This is a genomic window from Pseudomonas brassicacearum subsp. brassicacearum (assembly GCF_008801605.1).
Lineage (GTDB): Bacteria > Pseudomonadota > Gammaproteobacteria > Pseudomonadales > Pseudomonadaceae > Aquipseudomonas > Aquipseudomonas brassicacearum.
The window spans coordinates 1-24,444 of record NZ_VZPJ01000020.1 but is presented as its reverse complement, the minus strand read 5'-3'; the positions used below and the strand labels follow the sequence as shown (position 1 = coordinate 24,444).

At 61.3% G+C, this 24,444-nt stretch carries 24 protein-coding genes; 15 read left to right on the top strand and 9 right to left on the bottom strand.

Annotated elements, in window-relative coordinates:
* Window positions 1-14: 14 nt before the first annotated feature.
* From F7R20_RS28950 to dksA, 4 genes are all read right to left on the bottom strand, one after another.
* Window positions 15-2,969 (bottom strand): sensor histidine kinase, encoded by a 2,955-nt coding sequence (locus F7R20_RS28950; protein WP_003205642.1) that lies wholly within the window; start codon window positions 2,967-2,969, stop codon window positions 15-17.
* On the bottom strand, window positions 2,953-3,129 hold the full coding sequence (locus F7R20_RS28945) for a hypothetical protein (RefSeq protein ID WP_003176118.1): 177 nt from the start codon (window positions 3,127-3,129) through the stop codon (window positions 2,953-2,955). Before F7R20_RS28945 ends, F7R20_RS28950 begins: the two co-directional genes overlap by 17 nt.
* A 78-nt stretch (window positions 3,130-3,207) precedes the next feature.
* Window positions 3,208-4,098, bottom strand: coding sequence for a tRNA glutamyl-Q(34) synthetase GluQRS (gene gluQRS / locus F7R20_RS28940; RefSeq protein WP_003205641.1), 891 nt, complete (start codon window positions 4,096-4,098; stop codon window positions 3,208-3,210).
* 231 nt (window positions 4,099-4,329) lie between these two features.
* Window positions 4,330-4,773: an RNA polymerase-binding protein DksA gene (dksA, locus tag F7R20_RS28935; RefSeq protein ID WP_003205639.1), complete on the bottom strand. Its 444-nt coding sequence runs from the start codon at window positions 4,771-4,773 to the stop codon at window positions 4,330-4,332.
* 351 nt (window positions 4,774-5,124) lie between these two features.
* Here dksA and F7R20_RS28930 point away from each other — a divergent pair, with 351 nt between their 5' ends.
* Together F7R20_RS28930 and sfsA are read left to right on the top strand one after the other, a co-directional pair.
* On the top strand, window positions 5,125-6,297 hold the full coding sequence (locus F7R20_RS28930) for a pyridoxal phosphate-dependent aminotransferase (RefSeq protein ID WP_003205637.1): 1,173 nt from the start codon (window positions 5,125-5,127) through the stop codon (window positions 6,295-6,297).
* Window positions 6,297-7,043: a DNA/RNA nuclease SfsA gene (gene sfsA, locus F7R20_RS28925; protein WP_003205634.1), complete on the top strand. Its 747-nt coding sequence runs from the start codon at window positions 6,297-6,299 to the stop codon at window positions 7,041-7,043. Before F7R20_RS28930 ends, sfsA begins: the two co-directional genes overlap by 1 nt.
* Here the strand turns inward: sfsA and F7R20_RS28920 are convergent.
* Window positions 6,999-7,316 carry a Rieske (2Fe-2S) protein gene (locus F7R20_RS28920; protein ID WP_003205632.1) on the bottom strand — a complete coding sequence of 106 codons (318 nt, stop codon included), beginning with the start codon at window positions 7,314-7,316 and terminating at the stop codon, window positions 6,999-7,001. The two genes, sfsA and F7R20_RS28920, sit on opposite strands and share 45 nt — an antisense overlap.
* Window positions 7,317-7,571: 255 nt before the next feature.
* On the opposite strand from F7R20_RS28920, the gene F7R20_RS28915 reads away from it, so the two are divergent.
* Genes F7R20_RS28915 through F7R20_RS28900 form a run of 4 tightly spaced genes read left to right on the top strand, consistent with a single transcriptional unit; the run spans window position 7,572 to window position 11,122 of the window.
* On the top strand, window positions 7,572-8,450 hold the full coding sequence (locus F7R20_RS28915; RefSeq protein WP_003205630.1) for a heme/hemin ABC transporter substrate-binding protein: 879 nt from the start codon (window positions 7,572-7,574) through the stop codon (window positions 8,448-8,450).
* 50 nt (window positions 8,451-8,500) lie between these two features.
* A complete protein-coding gene (locus tag F7R20_RS28910) occupies window positions 8,501-9,484 on the top strand; it encodes a FecCD family ABC transporter permease (protein WP_167331299.1) in 984 nt (327 codons plus the stop codon).
* A complete protein-coding gene (locus F7R20_RS28905; protein WP_003205626.1) occupies window positions 9,484-10,251 on the top strand; it encodes a heme ABC transporter ATP-binding protein in 768 nt (255 codons plus the stop codon). The genes F7R20_RS28910 and F7R20_RS28905 overlap by 1 nt, the downstream gene beginning before the upstream one ends.
* A gap of 16 nt (window positions 10,252-10,267) precedes the next feature.
* A complete protein-coding gene (locus F7R20_RS28900) occupies window positions 10,268-11,122 on the top strand; it encodes a ChaN family lipoprotein (RefSeq protein WP_013694221.1) in 855 nt (284 codons plus the stop codon).
* A 222-nt stretch (window positions 11,123-11,344) separates the two neighbouring features.
* Here F7R20_RS28900 and F7R20_RS28895 read toward each other — a convergent pair whose 3' ends face one another.
* From F7R20_RS28895 to F7R20_RS28885, 3 genes are all read right to left on the bottom strand, one after another.
* The gene (locus F7R20_RS28895; RefSeq protein ID WP_003205623.1) at window positions 11,345-11,617 is read right to left on the bottom strand and encodes a TfoX/Sxy family protein; all 273 of its coding nucleotides are present in this window, start codon (window positions 11,615-11,617) and stop codon (window positions 11,345-11,347) included.
* 230 nt (window positions 11,618-11,847) lie between these two features.
* On the bottom strand, window positions 11,848-12,189 hold the full coding sequence (locus tag F7R20_RS28890; RefSeq protein ID WP_003205621.1) for a pentapeptide repeat-containing protein: 342 nt from the start codon (window positions 12,187-12,189) through the stop codon (window positions 11,848-11,850).
* Window positions 12,190-12,279: 90 nt separating this feature from the next.
* Window positions 12,280-13,836 carry a bifunctional aminoglycoside phosphotransferase/ATP-binding protein gene (locus F7R20_RS28885; RefSeq protein WP_003205620.1) on the bottom strand — a complete coding sequence of 519 codons (1,557 nt, stop codon included), beginning with the start codon at window positions 13,834-13,836 and terminating at the stop codon, window positions 12,280-12,282.
* A 119-nt stretch (window positions 13,837-13,955) separates the two neighbouring features.
* Between F7R20_RS28885 and mrcB the strand changes: the two genes are divergently transcribed.
* The 3 genes from mrcB to F7R20_RS28870 are packed head-to-tail and all read left to right on the top strand — an operon-like array spanning window position 13,956 to window position 17,339.
* Window positions 13,956-16,274, top strand: coding sequence for a penicillin-binding protein 1B (mrcB, locus tag F7R20_RS28880; RefSeq protein WP_003205618.1), 2,319 nt, complete (start codon window positions 13,956-13,958; stop codon window positions 16,272-16,274).
* A gap of 16 nt (window positions 16,275-16,290) precedes the next feature.
* The gene (locus tag F7R20_RS28875) at window positions 16,291-17,010 is read left to right on the top strand and encodes a tetratricopeptide repeat protein (RefSeq protein ID WP_003205617.1); all 720 of its coding nucleotides are present in this window, start codon (window positions 16,291-16,293) and stop codon (window positions 17,008-17,010) included.
* Window positions 17,010-17,339, top strand: a complete 330-nt coding sequence (locus F7R20_RS28870; protein WP_003205615.1) for a YqcC family protein — start codon at window positions 17,010-17,012, stop codon at window positions 17,337-17,339. The genes F7R20_RS28875 and F7R20_RS28870 overlap by 1 nt, the downstream gene beginning before the upstream one ends.
* Before the next feature lie 6 nt (window positions 17,340-17,345).
* On the opposite strand, the gene F7R20_RS28865 is transcribed toward F7R20_RS28870, so the two are convergent.
* Window positions 17,346-17,768, bottom strand: coding sequence for a DUF4124 domain-containing protein (locus F7R20_RS28865; protein ID WP_013694219.1), 423 nt, complete (start codon window positions 17,766-17,768; stop codon window positions 17,346-17,348).
* Window positions 17,769-18,169: 401 nt separating this feature from the next.
* Between F7R20_RS28865 and F7R20_RS28860 the strand changes: the two genes are divergently transcribed.
* The 6 genes from F7R20_RS28860 to msrQ all read left to right on the top strand — a co-directional run bounded on the left by F7R20_RS28860 (window position 18,170) and on the right by msrQ (window position 24,148).
* The gene (locus tag F7R20_RS28860) at window positions 18,170-19,894 is read left to right on the top strand and encodes an acetolactate synthase 3 large subunit (RefSeq protein WP_003205612.1); all 1,725 of its coding nucleotides are present in this window, start codon (window positions 18,170-18,172) and stop codon (window positions 19,892-19,894) included.
* A gap of 2 nt (window positions 19,895-19,896) precedes the next feature.
* A complete protein-coding gene (gene ilvN / locus F7R20_RS28855) occupies window positions 19,897-20,388 on the top strand; it encodes an acetolactate synthase small subunit (RefSeq protein WP_003205610.1) in 492 nt (163 codons plus the stop codon).
* A gap of 44 nt (window positions 20,389-20,432) precedes the next feature.
* Window positions 20,433-21,449: a ketol-acid reductoisomerase gene (gene ilvC, locus F7R20_RS28850; RefSeq protein ID WP_003185459.1), complete on the top strand. Its 1,017-nt coding sequence runs from the start codon at window positions 20,433-20,435 to the stop codon at window positions 21,447-21,449.
* Window positions 21,450-21,593: 144 nt separating this feature from the next.
* Window positions 21,594-22,439, top strand: coding sequence for a CDP-diacylglycerol--serine O-phosphatidyltransferase (gene pssA, locus F7R20_RS28845; protein WP_003205604.1), 846 nt, complete (start codon window positions 21,594-21,596; stop codon window positions 22,437-22,439).
* A gap of 75 nt (window positions 22,440-22,514) precedes the next feature.
* A complete protein-coding gene (gene msrP, locus F7R20_RS28840; RefSeq protein WP_003205603.1) occupies window positions 22,515-23,528 on the top strand; it encodes a protein-methionine-sulfoxide reductase catalytic subunit MsrP in 1,014 nt (337 codons plus the stop codon).
* Complete coding sequence (msrQ, locus tag F7R20_RS28835; protein WP_003205600.1) at window positions 23,528-24,148, top strand: protein-methionine-sulfoxide reductase heme-binding subunit MsrQ; 621 nt, start codon at window positions 23,528-23,530, stop codon at window positions 24,146-24,148. The genes msrP and msrQ overlap by 1 nt, the downstream gene beginning before the upstream one ends.
* Window positions 24,149-24,444 lie beyond the last annotated feature (296 nt).

Below are 24,444 nucleotides of genomic sequence, written 5' to 3'. Positions count from 1 at the left end.
TTCTCTCGACGGTCTCAGTTCACAGCGGACGTCGCTTCGACATGACGCGGCAAGGTCACCCGGATACGGGTGCCGCGTTGGCTTTGTACATCGGCCGGGCTGTCGATGGTGATTTGTCCATAATGCTCTTCAACGATGGAATAGACCAGTGCGAGGCCCAGACCGGTGCCTTCGCCAGGATCCTTGGTGGTGAAGAAAGGTTCGAACAATCGGTCCATGATGTTCTGTGGGATACCGCTGCCTTCGTCTTCGACGATCAGGTCGACCGTGTGTTCGAAGGCTTCACTCTTGACCCGCACCGCGCTGCCGGCCGGTGAGGCGTCCCGCGCGTTGGATAGCAGGTTGATCAACACCTGGGCGAGCCGCTGGGGGTCGCCATCGACCCAATGGTCCGGATCGCACAGGTTGAAGAATTGCACCTCGAAATTGCGCCGGTTGAGCGCCAGCAGACCAATGGCATCCTGGGCCACTTCGGCCAGACAGACGGGCTCGTCATTGTGCTGGTGACCGCCGGCATGGGCGAAGCTCATCAGCGATTGGACGATGCGCGACACGCGCTTGGTCTGTTCGAGGATCTGGCCGCTGATTTCCGTCAGCTCGCCGTCGTCCTCGCGCTCTTCGCGCAGGTTCTGCGCCAGGCAGGCGATGCCGGTGATCGGGTTGCCGATTTCGTGGGCCACCCCGGCGGCCAGCCGGCCGATGCTTGCCAGTCGTTCGGAGTGGACCAGCTTGTCTTCGAGCATCTGGGTATCGGTCAGGTCTTCGACCAGCAGCACCAGGCCGCTGTTACCCGGCGCCAACGGCTCGTCGATCGCCGCCTTGTGCAGGTTCAGCCAACGGGTCTGGCCGTCGAGGGCCAGGTGCTGTTTGTGCAGGTGCTCGTCCGGCAGGTTGATGAAGCCTTGCAGCAAGCCTTTCCACGGCTCGCCCAGGGTGCTCAGGCGTGAACCGACCACGCGCTGGGCCGCGATCCCGGTCAGTTCTTCCATGGCCTTGTTCCACATCAGGATTTCCTGGTCCTTGGCCAGGGAGCACACGCCCATCGGCAGTTCCTGCAGGGTCTGGCGATGGTAACGGCGCAAGGCGTCCAATTCGGCGGCAAGGCCGGTGAGGCGCGAATGGTAATCCTCGAGGCGGCTTTCGATGAAGTGGATGTCTTCGGTGACGTAGTTCTCGCCGCCGGCCTTGTAGGGCAGGAATGTCTCGACCATGTCCTGGGCCACGCTGGGGCCCATCAGGCCGGACAGGTTGGCCTCGATCCGGTCCCGCAGGCGACGCAGAGCATACGGGCGACGTTCATCGAAGGGCAGGTAGAGGTCGCGCAGGGCCTGTTCGACTTCCTTTTGCGCGGCCTTGGCGCCCAAGGGCTTGGCCAGTTGCGTGGCGAATTCCTGGGGCGAGGCGGCGTGCAGCTCGCGGCGCTGCGGGCGGCGGACGTTGTCCACCGCGCAGGCTTCGGCGGCGCTGGCCTCTTCGCTGCTGGCGTTGGTGAACAGCGAGATCAGGGTGAACATCAGCACGTTCGCCGCCAAAGAGGCGATGGCCGCCATATGCCAACTGGTGTCGTCGAGCACGTAGATCATGTTCAGCAGCGGAATATAGAAGCCCTGCAGGTTGCCCATCAGCGGCAACAGCATCGCGACCAGCCACACCAGGATCCCTGCCAACAGGCCGGCGATGAAGCCACGGCGGTTGGCGGTCGGCCAATACAGCACCGACAGCACGCCGGGCAGGAACTGCAAGGTGGCAACGAAGGCGACGATGCCCAGGTTGGCCAGGTCCTGTCCCTCACCCAGCATCAGGTAAAAACCGTAGCCGGCCATGATGATCGCGACGATCAGCGCCCGCCGTGTCCATTTCAGCCAGCGGTAGATATTGCCTTCGGCCGGTGGTTGGTAGAGCGGCAGCACCAGGTGGTTGAGGGCCATGCCCGACAATGCCAGCGTGGTGACGATGATCAAGCCGCTGGCCGCCGACAGGCCGCCGACATAGGCCAGCAACGCCAGGGCCTTGCTGTTGGCGGCGATGCCGATACCCAGGGTGAAGTATTCCGGATTGGTACTGGCGCCCAGCTTCAAGCCGGCCCAGAGGATCAGCGGTACCGCCAGGCTCATCAGCAGCAGGAACAGCGGCAGGCCCCAACTGGCGCTTACCAGCGAGCGCGGGTTGAGGTTTTCGGTAAAGGTCATGTGGTACATGTGCGGCATCACGATGGCCGATGCGAAGAACACCAGCAACAGCGTGCGCCATGGGCCTTCCTGCAAGGGCGTATGCAGGGCGGCGAGGGCTGTCTGGTTCTGCAGCAGCCACACTTCCAGCTGTTGTGGGCCGTCGAACACGCCGTACAGGGCATAGAGACCGACACCACCGATGGCAATCAGCTTGATCACCGATTCGAAAGCGATGGCGAACACCAGGCCTTCGTGTTTTTCCCGTGTGGCGATGTGTCGGGAACCAAAGAAAATCGTGAACAGGATGATCAGTACGCAGAAGCTCAGCGCCACCCGGTGCTGCACCGGCTCGCGGGTCAGGATGCTGATGGAGTCGGCCACGGCCTGGATCTGCAGGGCCAGCAGCGGCAGTACCCCGACCAGCATGAAGATCGTGGTCAGCGCGCCGGCCCAGGTGCTGCGAAAGCGAAAGGCGAACAGGTCGGCCAGCGACGACAGTTGGTAGGTGCGGGTGATTTTCAGGATCGGATAGAGCAACACCGGCGCCAGCAGGAACGCGCCCGATACGCCGAGGTAACTGGAGAGGAAACCATAGCCGTACTGATAGGCCAGCCCGACCGTGCCATAGAACGCCCATGCGCTGGCATAGACACCCAGCGACAGGGTGTAGGTCAGCGGGTGGCGGATGATCGCCCGGGGGATCATGCCTCGTTCGCTGATCCAGGCTACGCCGAACAGCACTGCCAGGTAGGCGGCGCTGATCAGGACCATCTGGGTCAGGCTAAAGCTCATCGGCATCTTTTTGGCTCTGCAGGATGAAGGTCACGACAATCAGGATCAGCCAGAGCAGATACGGCCGATACCAGGCACCCGTGGCATCGATCCACCAATCCATGATGGCCGGGGAGAACAGATAAATCCCCACTACCAGGAGCAGGACCAAGCGATAGATATACATCCCGGCCTCTCTAATTTATGCGCGTGCCCAAAAAACGTGCGGCGATGGTAACGGATGGGCGCCAAGCTGCAAGGGCCGTCAACGTATTTGCGCTTCGGGCAGGCTCAGTGTGCGCGGGATCTTGCCTGCATCCCAGTGGCGAATGCCCCAAGCCAGCAGTTCCCGTGGGCTGGCATCGACCAGTTCGAGGCCCGGTTGCTGGCCCAGCGCGCGCAACGCCCGTAACAGCAGTGGCGTGGCCTGATCGGCAGCCAGGGGCGGTGAGCGGTAGGATTTGCCGAGCTTGTGCCCATCAGGCTGGGTGATCAGCGGCACGTGCAGGTAACGCGGTTGCGGCAACCCGAGCAGTTCTTGCAGGTAGAGCTGGCGCGGCGTGGAGTCCAGCAGGTCGGCGCCGCGCACGATATCGGTCACCCCTTGCCAGGCGTCGTCCAGGACCACGGCCAATTGATAGGCGTAGAGCCCGTCACGGCGGCGGATCACGAAGTCACCGACCTCACGGCCCAGGTGCTGGCGGAACTCGCCCTGGACCCGGTCGGTGAAGTGGTACTCAAGCTCGGGGACGCGCAGGCGGATGGCGGCGTCCTCGGTGCTGTGCCCGGCGTTGCGGCACAGCCCCGGATAAATGCCCTGGTACGCCTCCAGTTGCTTGCGCGAACAGGTGCAGGCGTAGGCCAGGCCCTGGCTGAACAGCCGGTTGATGACCTGATCGTAGGCGTCATGGCGCTCGCTCTGGCGAACCATCTCGCCGTCCCATTCGAACCCGTAGCTTTCCAGTGCCTTGAGAATCGCCGCTTGCGCGCCCGGTTCTTCCCGGGGCGGGTCGAGGTCCTCCATGCGCAGCAACCAACGCCCGCCCACGGCGCGGGCATCCAGGTACGACGCCAGTGCGGCGACCAGTGAACCGAAGTGCAAGTGGCCGCTGGGGGTGGGGGCGAAGCGGCCGATGTAGGGGGCGGTGGCAGTCATAGGGCGAATGTTACTGAGTCTGAGCGGTAGGCATACAATTTCGACAATGAAGCGTATCCCCTGTGGGAGCGAGCCTGCTCGCGATAGCGGTGTATCTGTCACATCAAGGCTGGCTGACCCACCGCTTTCGCGAGCAGGCTCGCTCCCACAAGGAGGCGCCAGACTTGGAGACGGTATCGGAAACAAAAAACGGAGCGTATGAACGCTCCGTTTCGGTGACAGCCCCGGCAGTTACTTGCCGACCTGTTTTTCCTTGATTTCCGCCAGGGTCTTGCAGTCGATGCACAGATCGGCTGTCGGGCGGGCTTCCAGGCGGCGAATGCCGATCTCGATGCCGCAGGACTCGCACCAACCGTATTCTTCGTCTTCGATCAACTGCAGGGTCTTGTCGATTTTCTTGATGAGCTTGCGCTCGCGATCACGGGCGCGCAGTTCGAGGCTGAACTCTTCTTCCTGACTGGCACGGTCGGCCGGGTCGGGGAAGTTGGCCGCTTCGTCTTTCATGTGATCCACGGTGCGGTCGACTTCCTGCATCAAGTCCTGTTTCCACTTGTTCAGGATCTTGGTGAAGTGCGCGCGCATGGGGGCGCCCATGTACTCTTCGCCAGCTTGCGGGACGTAAGGCTCAAACCCGCTGAGCGACTGATTTTGATTTTGCTTTGCTTGGGTGGGCATGAATGGACCGCCTCTACTCTTGTAATCCACTACGCAGGATTGCTCCATCACCGACACCTGCCGGCCCTGCGGCTGCAAGCGGGCGAACTTACCAGATCAAATCGGGCCGCGCTACTCCCGGTTGTCGAGCCTGCGGCGACCGAGGCCTGTAAAACGTGGCGGGGTTCGCTTCGGTGGGGATTTAAACCTGCTCAATGCTTGATTCTAGTCAAGCCTGGGCCAATCGCGGGAGTCATTTCCTGCAATTCACGGGCTCAGACCACTTGCGGTTCGCGCGCGTTCCCGCAGTTGTTTCTGACTTGGCTGGAGAGTTGGGTAGAATCGGTTCTTTTTCCCCCTGAAGGAAGGCCAATGGCTCAGCCCTACAGTGCGCGCAGCCGCGCCATCGAACCTTTCCATGTGATGGCGTTGCTGGCCCGTGCCAACGAACTGCAGGCCGCCGGGCATGACGTCATCCACCTGGAGATCGGCGAACCGGACTTCACCACCGCCGAGCCAATCATCCAGGCCGGCCAGGCCGCGCTGGCGGCGGGCAAGACCCGTTACACCGCGGCCCGTGGCATCCCCGAGCTGCGCGAGGCCATCGCCGGTTTCTACGGCCAGCGCTACGGGGTGGAGATTGACCCCAGGCGCATCCTCGTGACTCCGGGCGGGTCCGGCGCGTTGCTGCTGGCCAGCGCCTTGCTGGTGGACCCAGGCAAGCATTGGCTGCTGGCCGACCCCGGTTATCCGTGCAACCGTCATTTCCTGCGCCTGGTCGAAGGGGCGGCGCAATTGGTGCCGGTGGGGTCGGATGTGCGTTACCAATTGACGCCAGACCTGGTGAACCGCTATTGGGATCAGGACAGCGTCGGTGCGTTGGTGGCCTCACCGGCCAACCCGACCGGGACGATTCTCACCCGGGACGAGCTGGCGGGGCTGTCCAAGGCCATCAAGGGCCACAACGGCCATCTGGTGGTGGACGAGATCTATCACGGCCTGACCTACGGCACCGACGCCGCCAGCGTGCTGGAAGTCGATGACGATGCCTTTGTCCTTAACAGTTTCTCCAAGTATTTCGGCATGACCGGCTGGCGACTTGGCTGGCTGGTGGCCCCTTCGGCGGCTGTCGGCGAGCTGGAAAAGCTCGCGCAGAACCTCTACATCAGTGCGCCGAGCATGGCCCAGTACGCCGCCCTGGCCTGTTTCGAGCCGGCGACCATCGAGATCTTCGAGCAGCGACGGGCCGAGTTTGCGCGGCGCCGTGACTTTCTACTGCCGGCCTTGCGTGAATTGGGCTTCGGTATTGCGGTGGAGCCGGAAGGGGCGTTTTACCTCTATGCCGACATCAGTGCGTTCGGCGGCGATGCCTTTGCGTTCTGCCAGCACTTCCTGGAGACCGAACACGTGGCCTTTACACCGGGCCTGGATTTCGGCCGTCATCAGGCCGGCCACCACGTGCGCTTCGCCTACACCCAGAGCCTGCCGCGGCTACAGGAAGCGGTGGCACGAATCGAACGCGGACTACGGAGCTGGCAAGGCTGATGCATTTTTTTCCTGCGTTGGAAGAAGGTCGCTTGATTCGACGTTACAAGCGTTTTCTCGCCGATATCGAGACCGTTCATGGCGAACTGCTCACTATTCATTGCCCCAACACCGGCTCGATGCTCAATTGCATGGCTGAAGGTGCGCGTGTCTGGTTCAGTCGCTCCAGCGACCCCAAGCGCAAGTTGCCCGGCACCTGGGAAATCGGCGAAACCCCTCAAGGGCGGCTCGCCTGCATCAATACCGCGCGGGCCAACGCCTTGGTCGAAGAAGCCTTGCGCGCCGGGGTCATCAGCGAACTGAAAGGGTTTACCGGGCTCAAGCGTGAAGTGGCTTATGGGGTGGAAAACAGCCGCATCGATTTTCGCCTGGACTACGATCAAGGCTCGGCCTGGGTCGAAGTCAAAAGTGTCACGCTGGGTTTCGATGGCACGAATGTGGCGGCGTTTCCCGATGCGGTGACCCTGCGCGGGGCCAAGCACCTGAGGGAGCTCGCCTGCCTGGCCCGGGAAGGTGTGCGGGCGGTGCAGCTGTATTGTGTGAACCTGAGCGGCATCGAAGCGGTGCGCCCGGCACAGGAAATCGACCCGGTGTACGCCGCGGCCTTGCGTGATGCGGTGGCGGCGGGTGTGGAGGTGCTGGCCTATGGGGTCACGCTGACGTCCGAGCAGATGTGGGTGGACCGTGCGTTGCCGGTATTGCTAGAGCTCGACCCAGATGCCTTGCTCGTCCTCCCGGCTGTCTAGCGCAGCGAGGAACTGACCGGCGCAGGGGCCGGCTACGCATTCGCCGCTTTCGATCAGAAACAGTGCGCCGTGAGTGGCGCACTGGATCAGACTGGCGCTGGGGTCGAGGAACTGGTCGGGTTGCCATTCCAGCGGTACGCCCCGGTGCGGGCAGCGGTTGAGATAGGCATAGACCTGGCCGGCGCGCCGCACGGCCAGCACCTTGCGCCCATCGAGGTCGAAACCGCGACTGCCGTTGTCGGGCAATTGGGCGGCGGTACAAAGAAACTTCATGTGTGTCTCAATATTTGTCGGAGTGAATCCACTGTGGGAGCGAGCTTGCTCGCGATGACGGCGGCACATTCAACATCTCGGTGACTGACTCGCCGCTATCGCGAGCAAGCTCGCTCCCACAAGGTTTCGTGTGGCAAAAGATCCACGCTTGACGGTCAAATGAAAACAATTATCAAATGGCGTCTTCTTCGCAGGAGGCTGAGGATACTTGGCCATGCCCGGTCCTGTGAAAAACTTCTTTGAGGAAGCTGCCCGATGCGCCTGAATATCCGCGTTGTTGCGCTCTGTGTCGCACTGTTGGTCAACCAGGGGGCCAGCGCGGCCCAATTGCCGCAACGCTGGGTCAGTGCCGGCGGCGCCGTGTCGGAGTGGGTCAGTGCACTGGGGGGCGAATCGAAGCTGGTGGGCGTGGACTCCACCAGCCAGCATCCTGAATCCTTGCAGGCCTTGCCCAGTGTTGGCTATCAGCGACAGCTGTCGGCGGAGGGCGTGCTGAGCCTGCGTCCGCAGATCCTGGTGGGCACTGAGGAAATGGGGCCACCGCCCGTGCTGGCGCAAATTCGCAGCGCCGGTGTGCAGGTCGAACTGTTCTCGGCCACACCAGACCTGCCGGCCCTGCAGGGCAATTTGCGGCACCTGGGAAAACTGCTGGGGGCCGAGGCCGAGGCGGCGCGGTTGTTCGACCTTTATCAAAAACAACTCACCCAGCAACAGGCCCGGGTGACCGAAGCCCAGCGCAAGCAAAAGGCTCCCGGCGTATTGCTGTTGGTGGGCAGTTCCGGCGGCAAACCACTGGTTGCGGGCAAGGGCACTTCCGCTGATTGGTTGTTACAGCAGGCCGGCGGTCACAACCTGGCGACCCACAGCGGCTACAAGTCTTTTTCTGTGGAAACCCTGGCCAGCCTGAATCCGCAAGTTCTGGTCTTTGCTGACCGTGCCTTGAGCGGTGAAGAAGCGCGTGCGGCGTTGTTCAGGGAAAACCCGATTCTTTCTTCGATCCGGGCCGCCAGGGACGGGCGCGTCATGGAGCTTGATCCGACGCTGCTGGTAGGCGGCTTGGGCCCGCGGTTGCCACAAAGCCTGATGACACTGACGGCAGGCTTTTATCCGGCTGCGTCGGCCACGGCGCCATGACCTCGTTGGTCAAGCCAGGTACCTTGTTCATTGGCCTGGGCCTGCTGTGTCTGCTGGCAACCTGGCTGTCCCTGGCCCTGGGGCCGGTAAGTTTGCCGTTGCTCGACACCTTGCGCGCTGCCTTGCGTCTGTTGGGCTTGCCGGTGGCCGCCGATGGCCTGGAGCAGGCCGAACTGATCCTTGGCCAGATCCGCTTGCCGCGTACCTTGCTGGGGTTGGCGGTGGGCGGGGTGTTGGCGTTGTCCGGTGTGGCGATGCAGGGGTTGTTTCGCAACCCACTGGCGGACCCGGGGCTGGTGGGTGTGTCCAGCGGTGCGGCACTGGGCGCCGCGTTCGCCATTGTCGGTGGCTCGGCGCTGGGTGGGTTGCCCGAAGCCTTTGGCCCCTACGTGCTTTCGTTGTGTGCATTTCTTGGCGGGCTCGGCGTTACGGCACTGGTCTATCGTCTCGGGCGACGCAACGGCCAGACCCATGTCGCGACCATGCTCCTGGCCGGTATTGCCCTGACCGCGCTGTCCGGTTCGGCCGTCGGCCTGTTCACCTACCTGGCGGACGACGCGACCCTGCGCACCCTGACGTTCTGGAACCTGGGCAGTCTCAACGGCGCCAGCTATGCGCGGTTGTGGCCGCTGTTGCTGGTCAGCGTCGGCGTGGCGCTCTGGCTACCACGGCGGGCCCGGGCGCTTAATGCACTGTTGCTAGGGGAGTCCGAGGCTGCCCACCTGGGCGTTAACGTCGAAAGCCTCAAGCGTGAACTGGTGTTTTGTACGGCCATGGGGGTTGGCGCGGCGGTGGCGGCTGCGGGCATGATCGGCTTTGTCGGGCTGGTAGTGCCGCATCTGGTGCGCCTGGTGGCAGGCCCCGACCACCGTGTGTTGCTGCCCGCTTCGGTGTTGGCGGGTGCCAGCCTGCTGTTGTTCGCCGATCTGGTGGCGCGCCTGGCCCTGGCTCCTGCGGAATTGCCGATCGGCATTGTCACGGCCTTCATCGGCGCGCCGTTCTTCCTTTATCTATTGGTGCGAGGGCGCGCCTGATGCTGCGAGCGCAGAACCTGCACATTCAACGTGGCCGCAAGACGGTGCTGGCGGACGTCGATCTCGAACTCAACCCTGGCGAAGTACTCGGAGTGCTTGGGCCCAACGGCGCAGGTAAAAGTACTTTGTTGGCGGGCCTGTGCGGCGAATTGCGCCCGGCCCAGGGGCAGGTCTGGCTCGATGACCGGCCATTGGCCCAGTGGCAGGGTGCCGAGCGCGCCCGGTGCCTGGCGGTCTTGCCGCAGTCCTCGACCCTGGATTTCGCCTTTCGTGTCGAGGAGGTCGTGGGCATGGGGCGCCTGCCGCACCAGAGTGGTCGAGTGCGCGATGAGCAAGTCGTCGCCGCGGCGCTGCAAGCGGCAGACGCCGCGCATCTGCACGGTCGCAGTTATCTGGCGTTGTCCGGCGGTGAACGTCAGCGGGTGCACTTGGCGCGGGTGTTGGCGCAGTTGTGGCCAGGTGAAGCGGGGCAAACCCTGTTGCTGGACGAGCCGACCTCGATGCTCGATCCGCTGCACCAGCACACCATCCTCCTGGCGGTGCGTGAATTCGCCAGTCGCGGCGCTGCCGTGCTGGTGATCCTGCATGACCTGAACCTGGCGGCGCGTTACTGTGATCGCCTGTTGCTGCTCGCGTCCGGTCGGCCGGTGGCCCTGGACACGCCCCGGCATGTGCTGCGCCCGGAACCGCTCAAGGCGGTGTTTGGCCTGGACGTGCTGGTGCAAGACCATCCGGAGCGCGGGCATCCATTGATCATTGCCCGCTGAGGGCACCCTGGAGGATATGGACGTGCGCCTGCTTCTGATTCTGGCATTGAGTGTACTGACGGCGTGTCAGAGCATCGCACCGCCCCCACTCGGCGGACGAATCCGCGATTTGCACAATGGCCAGGCCGTGACGCCCCAGGCATTGGTTGAACGCTTGGCCAAGGCGCCTCGGGTGGTGGTGGGGGAGCGGCACGACAATCGCGATCACCACGCGCTGCAGGTCTGGCTGCTCCAGGCCCTGGCCGGGCAGCGTGCCCAGGGCAGTCTGTTGCTGGAAATGCTCACCCCCGCCCAGCAGCCACGCGTTGATTCGGTCCGCCAGTTACCCGCCTTGCCGAAGGACCTGCCCGGCGCACTGGACTGGTCGCCCGGCTGGGATTGGCGCCTGTATGGCCCCGTCGTCGAGTTTGCCCTGGCGCAACGCTATCCGTTGCTGGCCGCCAATCTGGACGCCGCCGAAATCCAGCGTTTCTATCGACAAGCACCGGGCTTGATGGGCACTCGCTCCAATGCAGCCACTGTGAAGGACGAGTTGTTGGGGCAAATCCGTGAATCCCACTGCGGTTTGCTGCCCGAGTCGCAAATGCCGGCGATGCTGGCCGTGCAGCAACAGCGTGACCGACGCATGGCCGAACGCCTGCTGCAAGCGCCGACACCGGCATTGTTGTTCGCCGGTGCCTGGCATGCGCGAAAGGATGTTGGTGTGCCGCTGCATGCGCTGGATCTTGGCGCCAGCGAGGCACCGATCGTCCTGATGCTGGCCGAGGAGGGCAGTGAGGTGACGTCGGCCATGGCGGATTACGTGTGGTACACGCCGGCCATGCCGCCACAGGATTACTGTGCGCAGATGCGTGAACACGTCGGAAAGTGATTTTCTACAGGCAAAAAAAGACCCGGCAACAGCCGGGTCAAATAACCGTGATTAGCCTGATGAGGAGATATCTGAGAGTCCGAACCAAGGGCTGTTCAAATATCGACCAGTCTCGCGACCGGATGTGGTAATCATAGCGATTCTCATTACCATGTCAAACATTGTTTTGCGATTCGCCGAAATAACCTCGCGGCCAGGGTCCGTGCAGGAAACGAAAGGGCGTCAGGCCTTGTGGCGCGTCGAAATGGCGTCCAGCTGTTTATTCAGGGCTTCTTTGCGCTCGGCGGGAATGTCATTCCAATGCACATCCATCAACGCGCCCTCGATGGCGTACAGCAACACCTTGGAAGCCCGGAAGCCGCGCGTGCGTACGGCGCGATAGGCGTCCACCGCGCCGAGCCGGCGTAGATCGGATGCGCTGTGGATGCCCACAGCGTGCAGCCACTGGGCTGATGTCTTGCCCAGATTCTTCAGGTGTTGCAGTTCATCATTCATCGAGCCTCCTTGCGACGGCCGACTGGTGCAGTGGGCAAGCTTCTGAGCAGTGTAGCGGTCAGTAGGAAAAGCGTGATTGTTTGGTCGGATTCGACGCAAAAGCTTCTAATGCATTACGCACGATGGGGGGGAAAAGGCTGCAAACTATATGCTCCAGCGCAAGCGGGGGCGCTGGAGATCCGTTCAGTCTGTGGCAGGTCCGCTCGTTGGCCGACCCGCTTCAAACAGGTTCAGCGAGTGCGGTAGCGCAACCGGGTGCCGAAGTTCATCGACATCAGGATCTCGTCCGCAGACAGTTCCGGCGGGAAGTAGGCACCGGAGATTTGCGCATGGGCCAGGCTCGCGCCTTCCAGTGACGACTTGCGAAAATCGATGCCACGCAGATCGGCGGAGCGGAAGTAGGCGTCGCTGAAGTCAACGTCGTCCGCATTCAGTTCCCGCAGATCAAGGCCTCGAAAGTCGCCGCCACGCATGTCGACCGGGCCTTGTGGGCGTTCGTTGTTGAACCCGGCGATATCGTCTTTGCGCAGCAAGGCATAAAGCGGGGTGTTGAGAAGCTTGGGAAGGCTCATTTCATATCACCTGTTGGTTTTATGACGCCAGTATAGTGCCACTATTTGACGGCCGTGAAGCCGGGCATCGCTTCACGGCCGAAAAAATATCTACAGGCCTGGCAGGCGCTGACGGATCTGCGCGACCACGATGTCGAGTGTGCCGCTTTCATTGGTTTGGACCCGTTTGCTGCAGAGAATTTCCGCCGGGGTCAGGGCTTCGCGGCTGGATTGTTGTGCGGCAATGACCGCCAGGTTCGCATCGGAGGGGTCTTTCTGGTCGGCCTGACGCTGTGCCAGGCGGCTTTCGATGACCGCTTGCGGCGCGTCGCAGTCGAGAATCAGGAACGGAGCACCGGTGGCCTCGGCGATTTTCGCCGCTGCGTCGCGTTGATCGCGCTTGAGGTAAGTGGCATCGATCACTACCGGGAAGCCGGCGCGCAGGATCACCGCGGCGATTTCATGCAGGCGGGCGTAGGTAGCGCTGCTGGCGTCACTGCTATAGATGCCGGCCTCTGGATCGTTGGGTACTTGTTGCTGGCCGAACAGACGCTTGCGCTCCACGTCCGAACGCAGGCGAATGGCGCCCAGCGCCTCTACCAGGCGCATCGCGACATGGCTTTTGCCAACGGCCGAGACGCCGTGGGTGATGGCCAGGAAGCGCGAAGGAATGGTGCTGTAGCTTTCCGCCAGGTTGGCGTAGTTGCGGTACTGGCGCAGGGTGGTGGCGCGCTGCACCGGATCGGCTTCGGCCGGCATGCTGAACAACGCGACTTTTGCCCGGACCAGGGCACGATAGGCTTTATAGAAGTTCAGCAGCTCCAGGCCCTGGTAGTCACCGGTCAGTTCCAGGTACTGGCTGACGAAGCGCCGTGCCAGCGATTTCAGGCCGCGGTCCTCCAGGTCCATCGCCAGGAATGCGGTGTCGGCGTAGACGTCGGTGAAACGGAACGGTTCGTTGAACTCGATGCAGTCGAAAATCACCACCTTGCCGTCGATCACGGTGGCGTTGCCCAGGTGGATATCACCGTGGCATTCGCGGATGAAACCTTCGGCCTTGCGTTGGGTGAACAGCGGCTTGAGGCGTTCGAAGCTGCTCTCGGCCCAGGCTTGCAGGGCTTCGAGTTGCAACAGGTCGGCCTTGTCGTTGAGGAACGGGCGGATCTGTTCAAAGTTCTGCAGCACCGGTGCCATCACGCTTTGCGGGGTGCCGGCGTCGTTTTCGGCGGACACCTTGGGCGTGGAGAGATGGAACTGGGCGATCTGCGCGGCCATCTCGTCGATGTGCGCGGTGGTCAGTTCGCCGTTGGCTTGCAGCGTGCTGAGCAGTTCGCTCTGCGGGAACTGACGCATCTTCAGGGCGTACTCGATGGCCGGGCCGTCGCTACCCAGCTGTGGCGCTTCGGCGCTGCCGGTAATCGGCAGGACGTCCAGGTACAGGTCCTGGGTCAGGCGCTGGTTGAGGCGTAACTCCTCACCACAGAAGTGCTTGCGCGCCTCGAGGCTGGTGAAGTCGAGGAAGCCGAAGTTGACCGGCTTTTTGAATTTGTAGGCGTATGGCCCAGTGAGCAATACCCAGGAAATGTGGGTCTCGATGACCTGGAACCCTTCGACGGGATGCGGGTAGAGGGCCGGGTTTTGCAGGGCAGCGATCAGGGATTGGCTCACGGGCGGTCCTTCATAGACTGGAAAAATTCAAGGCCGTCATTATGGCCGCAAGCCGCGCTAACGCAAACCGCGTGGAGGGCTCATGTTGAACCGAGGCAAAGTGCGTATAATCCGCCGCCATGACTCGTACCCGATCCCCCCGTACCCCCAAGAAACCACCCGCCAGCCGCCTGCGGCCCTGGCTGGGCTGGGCCCTTAAACTCAGCCTGGTGGGCCTCGTCGTGCTCGCCGGTTTTGCGGTCTATCTCGATGCCGTGGTCCAGGAGAAGTTCTCTGGCAAGCGCTGGACCATTCCGGCCAAGGTCTATGCCCGGCCGTTGGAGCTGTTCGTCGGACAGAAGCTGAGCAAGGATGATTTCCTGACCGAGCTCGATGCCTTGGGTTATCGCCGTGAAAGCGTGGCCAATGGTCCGGGTGCGGCCTCGGTCAATGGCAATACCATCGACCTCAACACCCGTGGCTTTCAGTTCTATGAAGGCATGGAGCAGGCACAACCGGTGCGGGTGCGTTTTTCCGGCGATTATGTCGCTGCGCTGACCGGCGCCAACAACGCAAGCCTGTCGGTGGTGCGCCTTGAGCCGTTGCTCATTGGTGGCCTGTACCCCAAGAACCTCGAAGACCGGATCCTGATCAAGATCGACCAGGTGCCGCCGTTCCTGCTCGATACGCTGATCGCCGTCGAAGACCGCGACTTCTACCATCACTTCGGCGTCTCGCCCAAGTCGATTGCCCGGGCCATCTGGGTCAATACCTCCTCGGGCCACATGCGCCAGGGCGGCAGTACCCTGACCCAACAGTTGGTCAAGAACTTCTACCTGACCAACGAACGCAGCCTGACCCGCAAGCTCACCGAAGCCATGATGGCGTTGTTGCTGGAGCTGCACTACGACAAGCAGGAGATCCTGGAGGCGTACCTCAACGAGGTATTTATCGGTCAGGACGGTCAACGGGCGGTGCACGGTTTCGGCCTCGCCAGCCAGTTCTTCTTCAGCCAACCGCTGTCCGAACTCAAGTTGCATCAGGTGGCGTTGCTGGTGGGCATGGTCAAGGGACCGTCTTCCTACAACCCGCGTCGTAATCCGGAACGCGCCCTCGAACGGCGCAACCTGGTGCTCGACCTGCTGCAACAACAGGGTGTGGCGACGGCCGAGCAAGTCGAGGCGGCGAAAAAGATGCCGTTGGGCGTGACCAAGCGCGGCAGCCTGGCGGACAGCTCCTTCCCCGGCTTCATGGACCTGGTCAAGCGTCAGTTGCGGGAAGACTACCGCGACGAAGACTTGACCGAAGAAGGCCTGCGCATCTTCACCAGTTTCGATCCGATCCTGCAGATGAAGGCTGAAGCCTCGGTCGAGGACACTTTCAAGCGGCTGGGTGGGCGCAAGGGCGCCGACGAAGTTGAAGCGGCCATGGTGGTGACCAACCCGGAAACCGGTGAAGTCCAGGCCATGATCGGCAGCCGGCAGGCCAGTTTCGCCGGTTTCAACCGAGCGCTGGATGCGGTGCGTCCGATTGGCTCGCTGATCAAGCCGGCGGTGTACCTCACCGCCCTGGAAAAGCCGAGCCAATACACGCTGACCAGTTGGCTGTCGGACGAGACGTTCTCGGTCAAGGGCGCCGATGGCCAGGTCTGGAAACCGCAGAACTATGATCGTCGTTCCCACGGTACGGTGTTCCTGTACCAGGGGCTGGCGCACTCCTACAACCTGTCGACCGCTCGCCTCGGGCTGGAAGTCGGCGTACCGAACGTACTCAAGACCCTGGCGCGCCTGGGGGTTAGTCGCGAATTCCCGGCGTTCCCATCGATGTTGCTGGGGGCCGGAGGCCTTACGCCGATCGAAGTGGCGGCCATGTACCAGACGCTGGCCAACGGCGGTTTCAATACGCCGATGCGCGGGATCCGCAGCGTGCTGACCGCCGATGGCGAACCGCTCAAGCGTTATCCGTTCCAGATCCAGCAGCGTTTCGATCCGGCCTCCATTTACCTGATCCAGAGCGCGATGCAGCGGGTCATGCGTGAAGGCACCGGCAGCTCGGTCTATAACGTGCTGCCCCGGACCCTGACCCTGGCGGGCAAGACCGGTACCAGTAACGACTCGCGCGACAGCTGGTTCGCCGGCTTCAGCCAGGACCTGCTGGCGGTGGTCTGGCTCGGACGTGATGACAATGGCAAGACCCCGTTCACCGGTGCCACCGGTGCGCTGCAGGTCTGGACCAGCTTCATGCGCAAGGCCGACCCGTTGCCGCTGGACATGCCGCAACCGGACAACATCGTCCAGGCGTGGGTCGATTCGCGCACGGGACAAGGCTCCGATGCCAATTGCCCGGGCGCCGTGCAGATGCCGTATATTCGCGGCAGCGAACCGCCACCCGGTGCAGCCTGTGGCGGCACGAATCCCGCCGAATCGGTGATGGATTGGGTCAAGGACTGGATGAATTAAGCAAAGAGGGTTTCAAGTGAACAAGTGGTTGATTCCAGCGGTAACAGCCGTGGCTTTGCTCAGTGGTTGCTCTACCGTACAACGCGGTTCGATTCCGGTCGTTGATTCCGGCACCGCTGTTTCCAACAGCGAGCGGGTCTCGGCCAATGGCGGTTTCCGTCAAACGACAGTGAAGCGGCCGGCGCAGGGCCAGGTCCAGGCAATCCCGCAGGGCGACACCGGTGTCGTCGTGATGGTGCCTGGTGGCGGCGCGACGACCTCTGCGCCGATCAGCAGCACGCCGATCACGCCGGGCCCGATTACCCCCGGGCCAATCGAAACCTCGCCGATCGACCAGGGCAGCTACAGCATGCCTTCGACGCCGAGCAGCATTCCGTCGGCAGGAGCCGGTGGTCTGTCCGCCGATGAACAGCTCGACGGCCCGGTTCTGGCCCTGTTGACCACGGCGCAACAGCAACAGGCCGGTGGTGACCTCAACGGTGCGTCTTCCAGCCTGGAGCGTGCCCAGCGTGTCGCGCCGCGCGAACCCCAGGTGCTTTATCGCCTGGCCCAGGTGCGCATGGCCCAGGGCGATGCGCCGCAAGCCGAACAGCTGGCCCGTCGTGGCCTGACATTCTCCAGTGGTCGCCCGGCACTTCAGGCCAGCCTGTGGGAGTTGATCGCCCAGGCCCGTGAGAAACAGGGCGATTCCGCTGGCGCGGCATTGGCCCGTCAGAAGGCCAAGGTTTCGCTTTGATGGATACGCGTTTTCCTCAAATCGCCGATCAGTTGCTGTTGATCGAGCGGGAGTTGCGAGTCCAGGGCTGGTGGAGCGATGTTTCGCCTTCGGCGCAGGCACTGGCCAGTGTCGAGCCATTCGCGGTCGACACCCTGGACTTCGAGCAATGGCTGCAATGGATCTTCCTGCCCAGGATGAAAGCCATCCTGGAAAACGACCTGCCGCTGCCCAACGCCTCGGGCATCCTTGCCATGGCCGAGATGGTCTATGCACAGCGGCCAGGGCAGGGCATCGAGTTGCAGCGGCTGCTGGCGCAGTTCGATCAGTTGATCAGCAACGCCGGCTGACCGGCGTTACTGACAATTCTCCTCGATTTGCTTGCGGGTCTCGTCGATCCGCTGGCGCCGCTCTTCTTCGGTGAGGCGGCGCATTTCCCCCTCTACGTCTTCACGTACCCTGGGGTTGTTCTGCAATTGCGCCAGATTGGTCCGGGCCTGTTCGCAGAACGCCTTGAGTTGGGCTTCCTGCTCGGCAATCTGTTTCTTGACCTGTTGGTCGATGGCCTTTTGGTCGCCAATGACTCCGCCAGACGGCGGTGCCGCCGGTTTGGCGGGCGGCGGGGCGGACTTGATCACGGTCGTGGCCTCCGTGCCTTCGGGCGGCTGGGCGCCGAAGTGGGTAACGCCCTGGGCGTCCACCCATTTGTAGACCTGACCGGCCATGCACATCGGGCTCAGGCCAACCAGCAGGCTGGCCGTCAAGAAGATCATTCGCATGCTGTTTCCTTGTCATGGGTTGCGCAATTGAAGCTAACACAGTTGCCGTTTAAAGGTTTTTTCTTGCGTTCTCATGCGCTTACTTCGAATAAAACACATAGACGACTTGACTTGAAGGAGGCGAAACAGAAGAATCCAAAGTCCGCTGTAGAGGGACTGCCAGAAGCAGACCCACTCAGCAGATCATGAGGCGCACATCCGCGCCGACCTGTTACACCCGCAACGCGTTACCTCGCGCTGGGTGGGAAAGGCCCGCAACACTTGGGACGATCCCAATACTTGCTCAGTCAGTGCTGACGTAGTCGGCGACCACCGTCGCTCATGCTCTGCCGAGAAGTAAACCTATTAAGACCCGTCCCTTTCTTGTGGGTCGGTATTCTGGCGTTTTAGAGGTGAACAACGTGGAGCTTTTATCTGGCGGTGAGATGCTCGTCCGCTTTTTGCGTGACGAAGGCGTCAAATATATCTACGGGTACCCCGGTGGTGCTCTTCTTCATGTCTATGATGCCCTGTTCAAAGAACCGGAAGTGACCCATATCCTGGTTCGTCACGAGCAGGCCGCCACCCATATGGCTGACGGCTATGCCCGTGCCACCGGCAAGGCCGGCGTGGTACTGGTGACTTCCGGTCCAGGCGCCACGAACGCCATCACTGGTATCGCCACCGCGTACATGGACTCCATCCCGATGGTGATCATTTCCGGCCAGGTGCCCAGCACCATGGTGGGTACCGACGCATTCCAGGAAACCGACATGATCGGTATCTCCCGGCCGATCGTGAAGCACAGCTTCATGATCAAGCACGCGTCGGAAATCCCGGAAGTCATGAAGAAGGCCTTCTACCTGGCAGAATCCGGTCGTCCGGGCCCGGTCGTGGTCGATGTTCCGAAAGACATGACCAACCCGGCCGAGAAGTTCGAATACATCTTCCCGAAAAAAGCCAAGCTGCGTTCCTACAGCCCGGCCGTACGCGGCCACTCGGGGCAAATCCGCAAGGCAGCCGAAATGCTCCTGGCGGCCAAGCGCCCTGTGCTGTACTCCGGTGGTGGCGTGATCCTCGGTGGTGGCTCCGCGCCGCTGACCGAACTGGCGAAAATGCTCAACCTGCCGGTCACCAATACGCTGATGGGCCTGGGCGCGTTCCCGGGCACCGACCGTCAGTTCATCGGTATGCTCGGCATGCACGGCAGCTACACCGCCAACCTGGCGATGCACCACGCCGATGTGATCCTGGCGGTCGGCGCACGTTTCGACGACCGCGTCATCAATGGTCCGGCGAAATTCTGCCCGAACGCCAAGATCATCCACATCGATATCGACCCGGCGTCCATCTCCAAGACCATCAAGGCAGACGTGCCGATTGTCGGTCCTGTAGAGAGCGTGTTGACCGAAATGGTCGCCATCCTCAAGGAAATCGGCGAGGTTCCAAACAAGGAATCCGTGGCCAGTTGGTGGAAGCAGGTTGATGAATGGCGCGGCGATCGTGGCTTGTTCCCTTATGACAAGGGTGACGGCAGTGTGATCAAGCCGCAGACCGTGATCGAAACCCTGTGCGAAGTGACCAAGGGCGATGCCTTTGTGACCTCCGACGTGGGCCAGCACCAGATGTTCGCTGCGCAGTACTACAAGTTCGACAAACCCAATCGCTGGATCAACTCCGGCGGCCTGGGCACCATGGGCTTCGGTTTCCCGGCGGCCATGGGCATCAAGTTGAGCTTCCCAGAGGCTGATGTCGCCTGCGTCACGGGCGAAGGCAGCATCCAGATGAACATCCAGGAGCTGTCCACCTGCCTGCAATACGGTTTGCCGGTGAAGATCGTGATCCTGAACAACGGCGTGTTGGGGATGGTTCGCCAGTGGCAGGACATGAGCTACGGCAGCCGTCACTCGCACTCGTACATGGAATCGTTGCCTGATTTCGTCAAGCTGGCAGAGGCCTACGGTCACGTTGGCGTGCGCATCACCGAATCGAAGGATTTGAAGTCGAAGATGGAGGAAGCGTTCGCCATGAAGGATCGCCTGGTGGTGATCGATATTGCGGTCGACACCAGCGAGCACGTCTACCCGATGCAGATCAAAGACGGCTCCATGCGCGATATGTGGCTGAGCAAGACGGAGCGTACCTAATCATGCGACATATTATTTCCCTGCTTCTGGAAAACGAACCAGGTGCGCTGTCTCGTGTTGTGGGCCTGTTCTCGCAGCGCAACTACAACATCGAAAGCCTGACCGTGGCGCCAACCGAAGACCCGACCCTGTCGCGTCTGACGCTGACCACCGTAGGGCACGATGAAATCATCGAGCAGATCACCAAGAACCTGAACAAGCTGATCGAGGTGGTCAAGCTGGTGGACCTGTCGGAAAGCGCTCACATCGAGCGTGAACTGATGCTGGTCAAGGTCAAGGCCACCGGCGCCCAGCGCGCCGAGATCAAACGCACTACCGATATTTATCGTGGGCAGATCGTCGATGTCAGCGCCAGCGTCTATACCGTTCAGTTGACCGGTACCAGCGACAAGCTCGACAGCTTCATTCAATCGATCGGCACTGCCTCGATTCTGGAAACCGTACGCAGTGGCGTCACCGGGATTGCCCGTGGCGACAAAGTACTGAGCATCTAACCAAATTAGCGAATGGCCTGAACGGCCGGATATAGGGGAAATTCATGAAAGTTTTCTACGATAAAGACTGCGACCTGTCGATCATCCAGGGCAAGAAAGTCGCCATCATCGGCTACGGCTCCCAAGGTCACGCCCAAGCGTGCAACCTGAAAGATTCCGGCGTTGACGTGACTGTCGGCCTGCGTAAAGGCTCGGCCACCGTTGCCAAGGCCGAGGCCCATGGCCTGAAAGTGACCGACGTGGCTTCTGCCGTTGCTGCGGCCGACCTGGTCATGATCCTGACCCCGGACGAGTTCCAATCGGCGCTGTACAAGAACGAAATCGAACCGAACATCAAGAAAGGCGCCACCCTGGCCTTCTCCCACGGTTTCGCGATCCACTACAACCAGGTTGTGCCACGTGCCGACCTCGACGTGATCATGATCGCGCCGAAGGCCCCGGGTCACACCGTGCGTTCCGAGTTCGTGAAAGGCGGCGGTATCCCTGACCTGATCGCGATCTACCAGGATGCGTCCGGCAACGCCAAGAACGTGGCCCTGTCCTACGCTGCTGGCGTGGGTGGCGGCCGTACCGGCATCATCGAAACCACCTTCAAGGACGAAACCGAAACCGACCTGTTCGGCGAGCAAGCCGTTCTGTGCGGCGGTACCGTCGAGCTGGTCAAGGCCGGTTTCGAAACCCTGGTTGAAGCTGGCTACGCGCCGGAAATGGCCTACTTCGAGTGCCTGCACGAACTGAAGCTGATCGTTGACCTCATGTATGAAGGCGGTATCGCCAACATGAACTACTCGATCTCCAACAACGCCGAATACGGCGAGTACGTGACCGGTCCGGAAGTCATCAACGCCGAATCCCGTCAGGCCATGCGCAACGCCCTGAAACGTATTCAGGACGGCGAATACGCCAAGATGTTCATCAGCGAAGGCGCTACCGGCTATCCTTCGATGACCGCCAAGCGTCGTAACAATGCCGCTCACGGTATCGAAATCATCGGCGAGCAACTGCGCTCGATGATGCCGTGGATCGGTGCCAACAAGATCGTCGACAAAGCCAAGAACTAAGTCGCGAACTTGATCGAAAAACGCGGCCTCGGCCGCGTTTTTTCGTTTGGGCGGTGGCTTCTGGTATAAAGCTGCATCGTTTGCGGCCGAACCGTCGTCCCAGACATCTGTCGAATTTTTTCACACCGTTGCAAGGTATTGTCCATGAGCGAACGTCCCGACGAGCCAAACCAGGCTCCTGACGCCGAAAGCCTGTTGCCCATCGATGAGCACGTCGAAGAAGGCCATGACGCTGAAGGCCGTAAGGTCCGGCATCGTGGCATCTATCTGTTGCCGAACCTGTTCACCACCGCGAACCTGTTCGCCGGTTTCTATTCCATCATCAGCTCCATGAGTGCCCAGGCTGCCTTGAGCGCTGGCGATAGCGCAGGGGCGAGTCGTTACTTCGCGTTCGCCGCCATTGCGATCTTCGTCGCCATGGTGCTCGATGGCCTGGACGGGCGCGTGGCCCGCATGACCAATACCCAGAGTGCGTTTGGCGCCGAATATGATTCGCTGTCCGACATGGTCGCCTTTGGCGTGGCTCCCGCCTTGCTGGCGTTCGGCTGGGCGCTGGGGGACATGGGCAAGGTCGGCTGGATGGTTGCCTTTATCTATGTGGCGGGGGCGGCATTGCGCCTGGCTCGTTTCAACACCCAGGTTGGCAAGGCTGACAAACGCTACTTCATCGGCCTGGCCAGTCCGGCCGCGGCGGGTGTCGTGGCAGGTGTTGTCTGGGCATTCAGCGACTACGGCATCCAGGGGTCGAAAATGTCGTTCCTGGTGGCGTTGCTGGTTGCGGCGGCCGGGATGTTGATGGTCAGTAATATCAAGTACAACAGCTTCAAGGAGCTGGATCTGAAGGGCCGTGTGCCGTTCGTGGCGATTCTGGCGGTGGTGCTGGTGTTCGCAGTGGTGTTCAGTGATCCGCCGCGTATCCTGTTGTTGGTGTTCCTGGGCTATGCCGCCTCCGGACCGGTGCAATACTTGTTGCGTCTTCGTCAACGCTAAACGTTGCCTTAATGTAATTTCCCCCATACTCCGCAGTCTATTGGTGCATCTGCCCTCCAATACTGCGGAGTTGTCATGCTGATCAAGATCCCTAAGTCGTCCGACTGCCGTGAATCGGACGTCACGCCCGAATCCCTCTATCTATCCCGTCGGCAAATGCTCGGTGCAACCCTGTCTGGCCTCGCCGTCAGCAGCTTGCCTCAATGGGCCAGTGCTGCCGATGCGGCGCGGTATGCCGATGTCGAGCCCGGAAAGGCGCCGTCCTGGTTTGCCGAGAAACTGCCTTCAGTCCAATGGGGCGCGGTCACGGTCAAGAATGAGCCCATCACGCCGTTCAAGGACGCGACCCATTACAACAACTTCTATGAGTTCGGAACCGACAAGGGAGACCCGGCAGCCAATGCCGGGTCGTTGAAGACCGAGCCCTGGAGCGTGGTCGTGGACGGGGAGGTGGGCAAGCCGGGACGCTACGGGTTGGAAGACTTCATGAAGCCTTATCAACTGGAAGAGCGTATCTATCGATTGCGCTGTGTCGAGGCCTGGTCGATGGTTATTCCGTGGATTGGCTTCCCCATCTCTGCATTGCTCAAGCAGGTCGAGCCGACCTCCAAGGCCAAGTACATCCGCTTCGAAACCCTGCAGGATCCCAAGGTCATGCCGGGGCAGCGTTCCGGTTTCGCCTTGATCAACTGGCCATATGTCGAAGGCTTGCGATTGGATGAGGCCATGAATCCGTTGGCTATCCTGGCGGTGGGAATGTACGGACGGGAGTTGCCGAACCAGAATGGCGCGCCGCTGCGGCTAGTGGTCCCATGGAAATACGGTTTCAAAAGTGTGAAGTCCATCGTGCGTATCAGTCTGGTGAGTGAGCAGCCGAAGACGACTTGGCAGAGCATCGCGTCTGACGAATACGGTTTCTATGCCAACGTCAATCCGACGGTCGATCATCCGCGGTGGACCCAGGCGCATGAGCGTCGTTTACCGAGCGGGCTGTTCAGTCCCAATGTTCGCGATACGTTGATGTTCAACGGCTATCAGGATGAAGTCGCTTCTTTATATGCAGGGATGGACCTGAGGAAGGACTACTGATGCGTTTTCCAGTCTGGCGAATCGGCGTCTTCATCGCGGCGGCGATCTGGCCCTTGTTCTGGCTTTACGAGGCCTTGATGAACTCGCTGGGTCCTGACCCGGGCAAGGTGCTGGTGGATCGGCTCGGGTTGGGCACGTTGATCCTGTTGTTGATCACCTTGAGCATGACGCCGCTGCAAAAGCTGACGGGATGGGCAGGGTGGATTGCGGTCAGGCGGCAGTTGGGGTTGTGGTGCTTTACTTATGTGGTGCTGCATTTGAGCGGGTATGCGGCGTTCATATTGGGGTTCGACTGGTCGCAGCTGGGCGTCGAGTTGAGCAAGCGGCCTTACATTATTGTCGGGGCGCTTGGCTTTCTCGGCCTGCTGGCGCTGGCGGTCACATCCAATCGCTACAGTCAGCGGCGGCTTGGCGTGCGCTGGAAGAAATTGCATCGCCTGGTTTATCTGATCCTGGGGCTTGGGTTGTTGCATATGCTGTGGATCGTGCGGGCAGATCTGAAGGAGTGGGCGATATACGCCTTTATAGGGGCTGTACTGTTGATGCTGAGAGTCCCGCCGGTTATGCGTCGGATCCCGCGTTTGCTGGGTAGGAAAGTTCCTTCTGCAACAAAAGCGTAATTAGGGGTTGACGGCAGATTCTGGAAGTCTATAATTCGCCCCACTTCCGGCGCAGTCGAAACGGAAAACTCCTTGAGATTCAATGAGTTAAGTAAGTTTCGAAGGTGTTGGGCTTCAGTTCATCGAAGCCCGGAAGGAGCAGATAGAGCGGTGTTGTTTGGCTCTATCAGCGGTTCGATCTTCTCGGTCGAAAGCGGTGAAAAAGAGGTGTTGACAGCAGCGAGTAACGCTGTAGAATTCGCCTCCCGCTAACGAGAGATCGGAAGCGCAAGTGGTTGAAGTTGCAAAGGAAACTT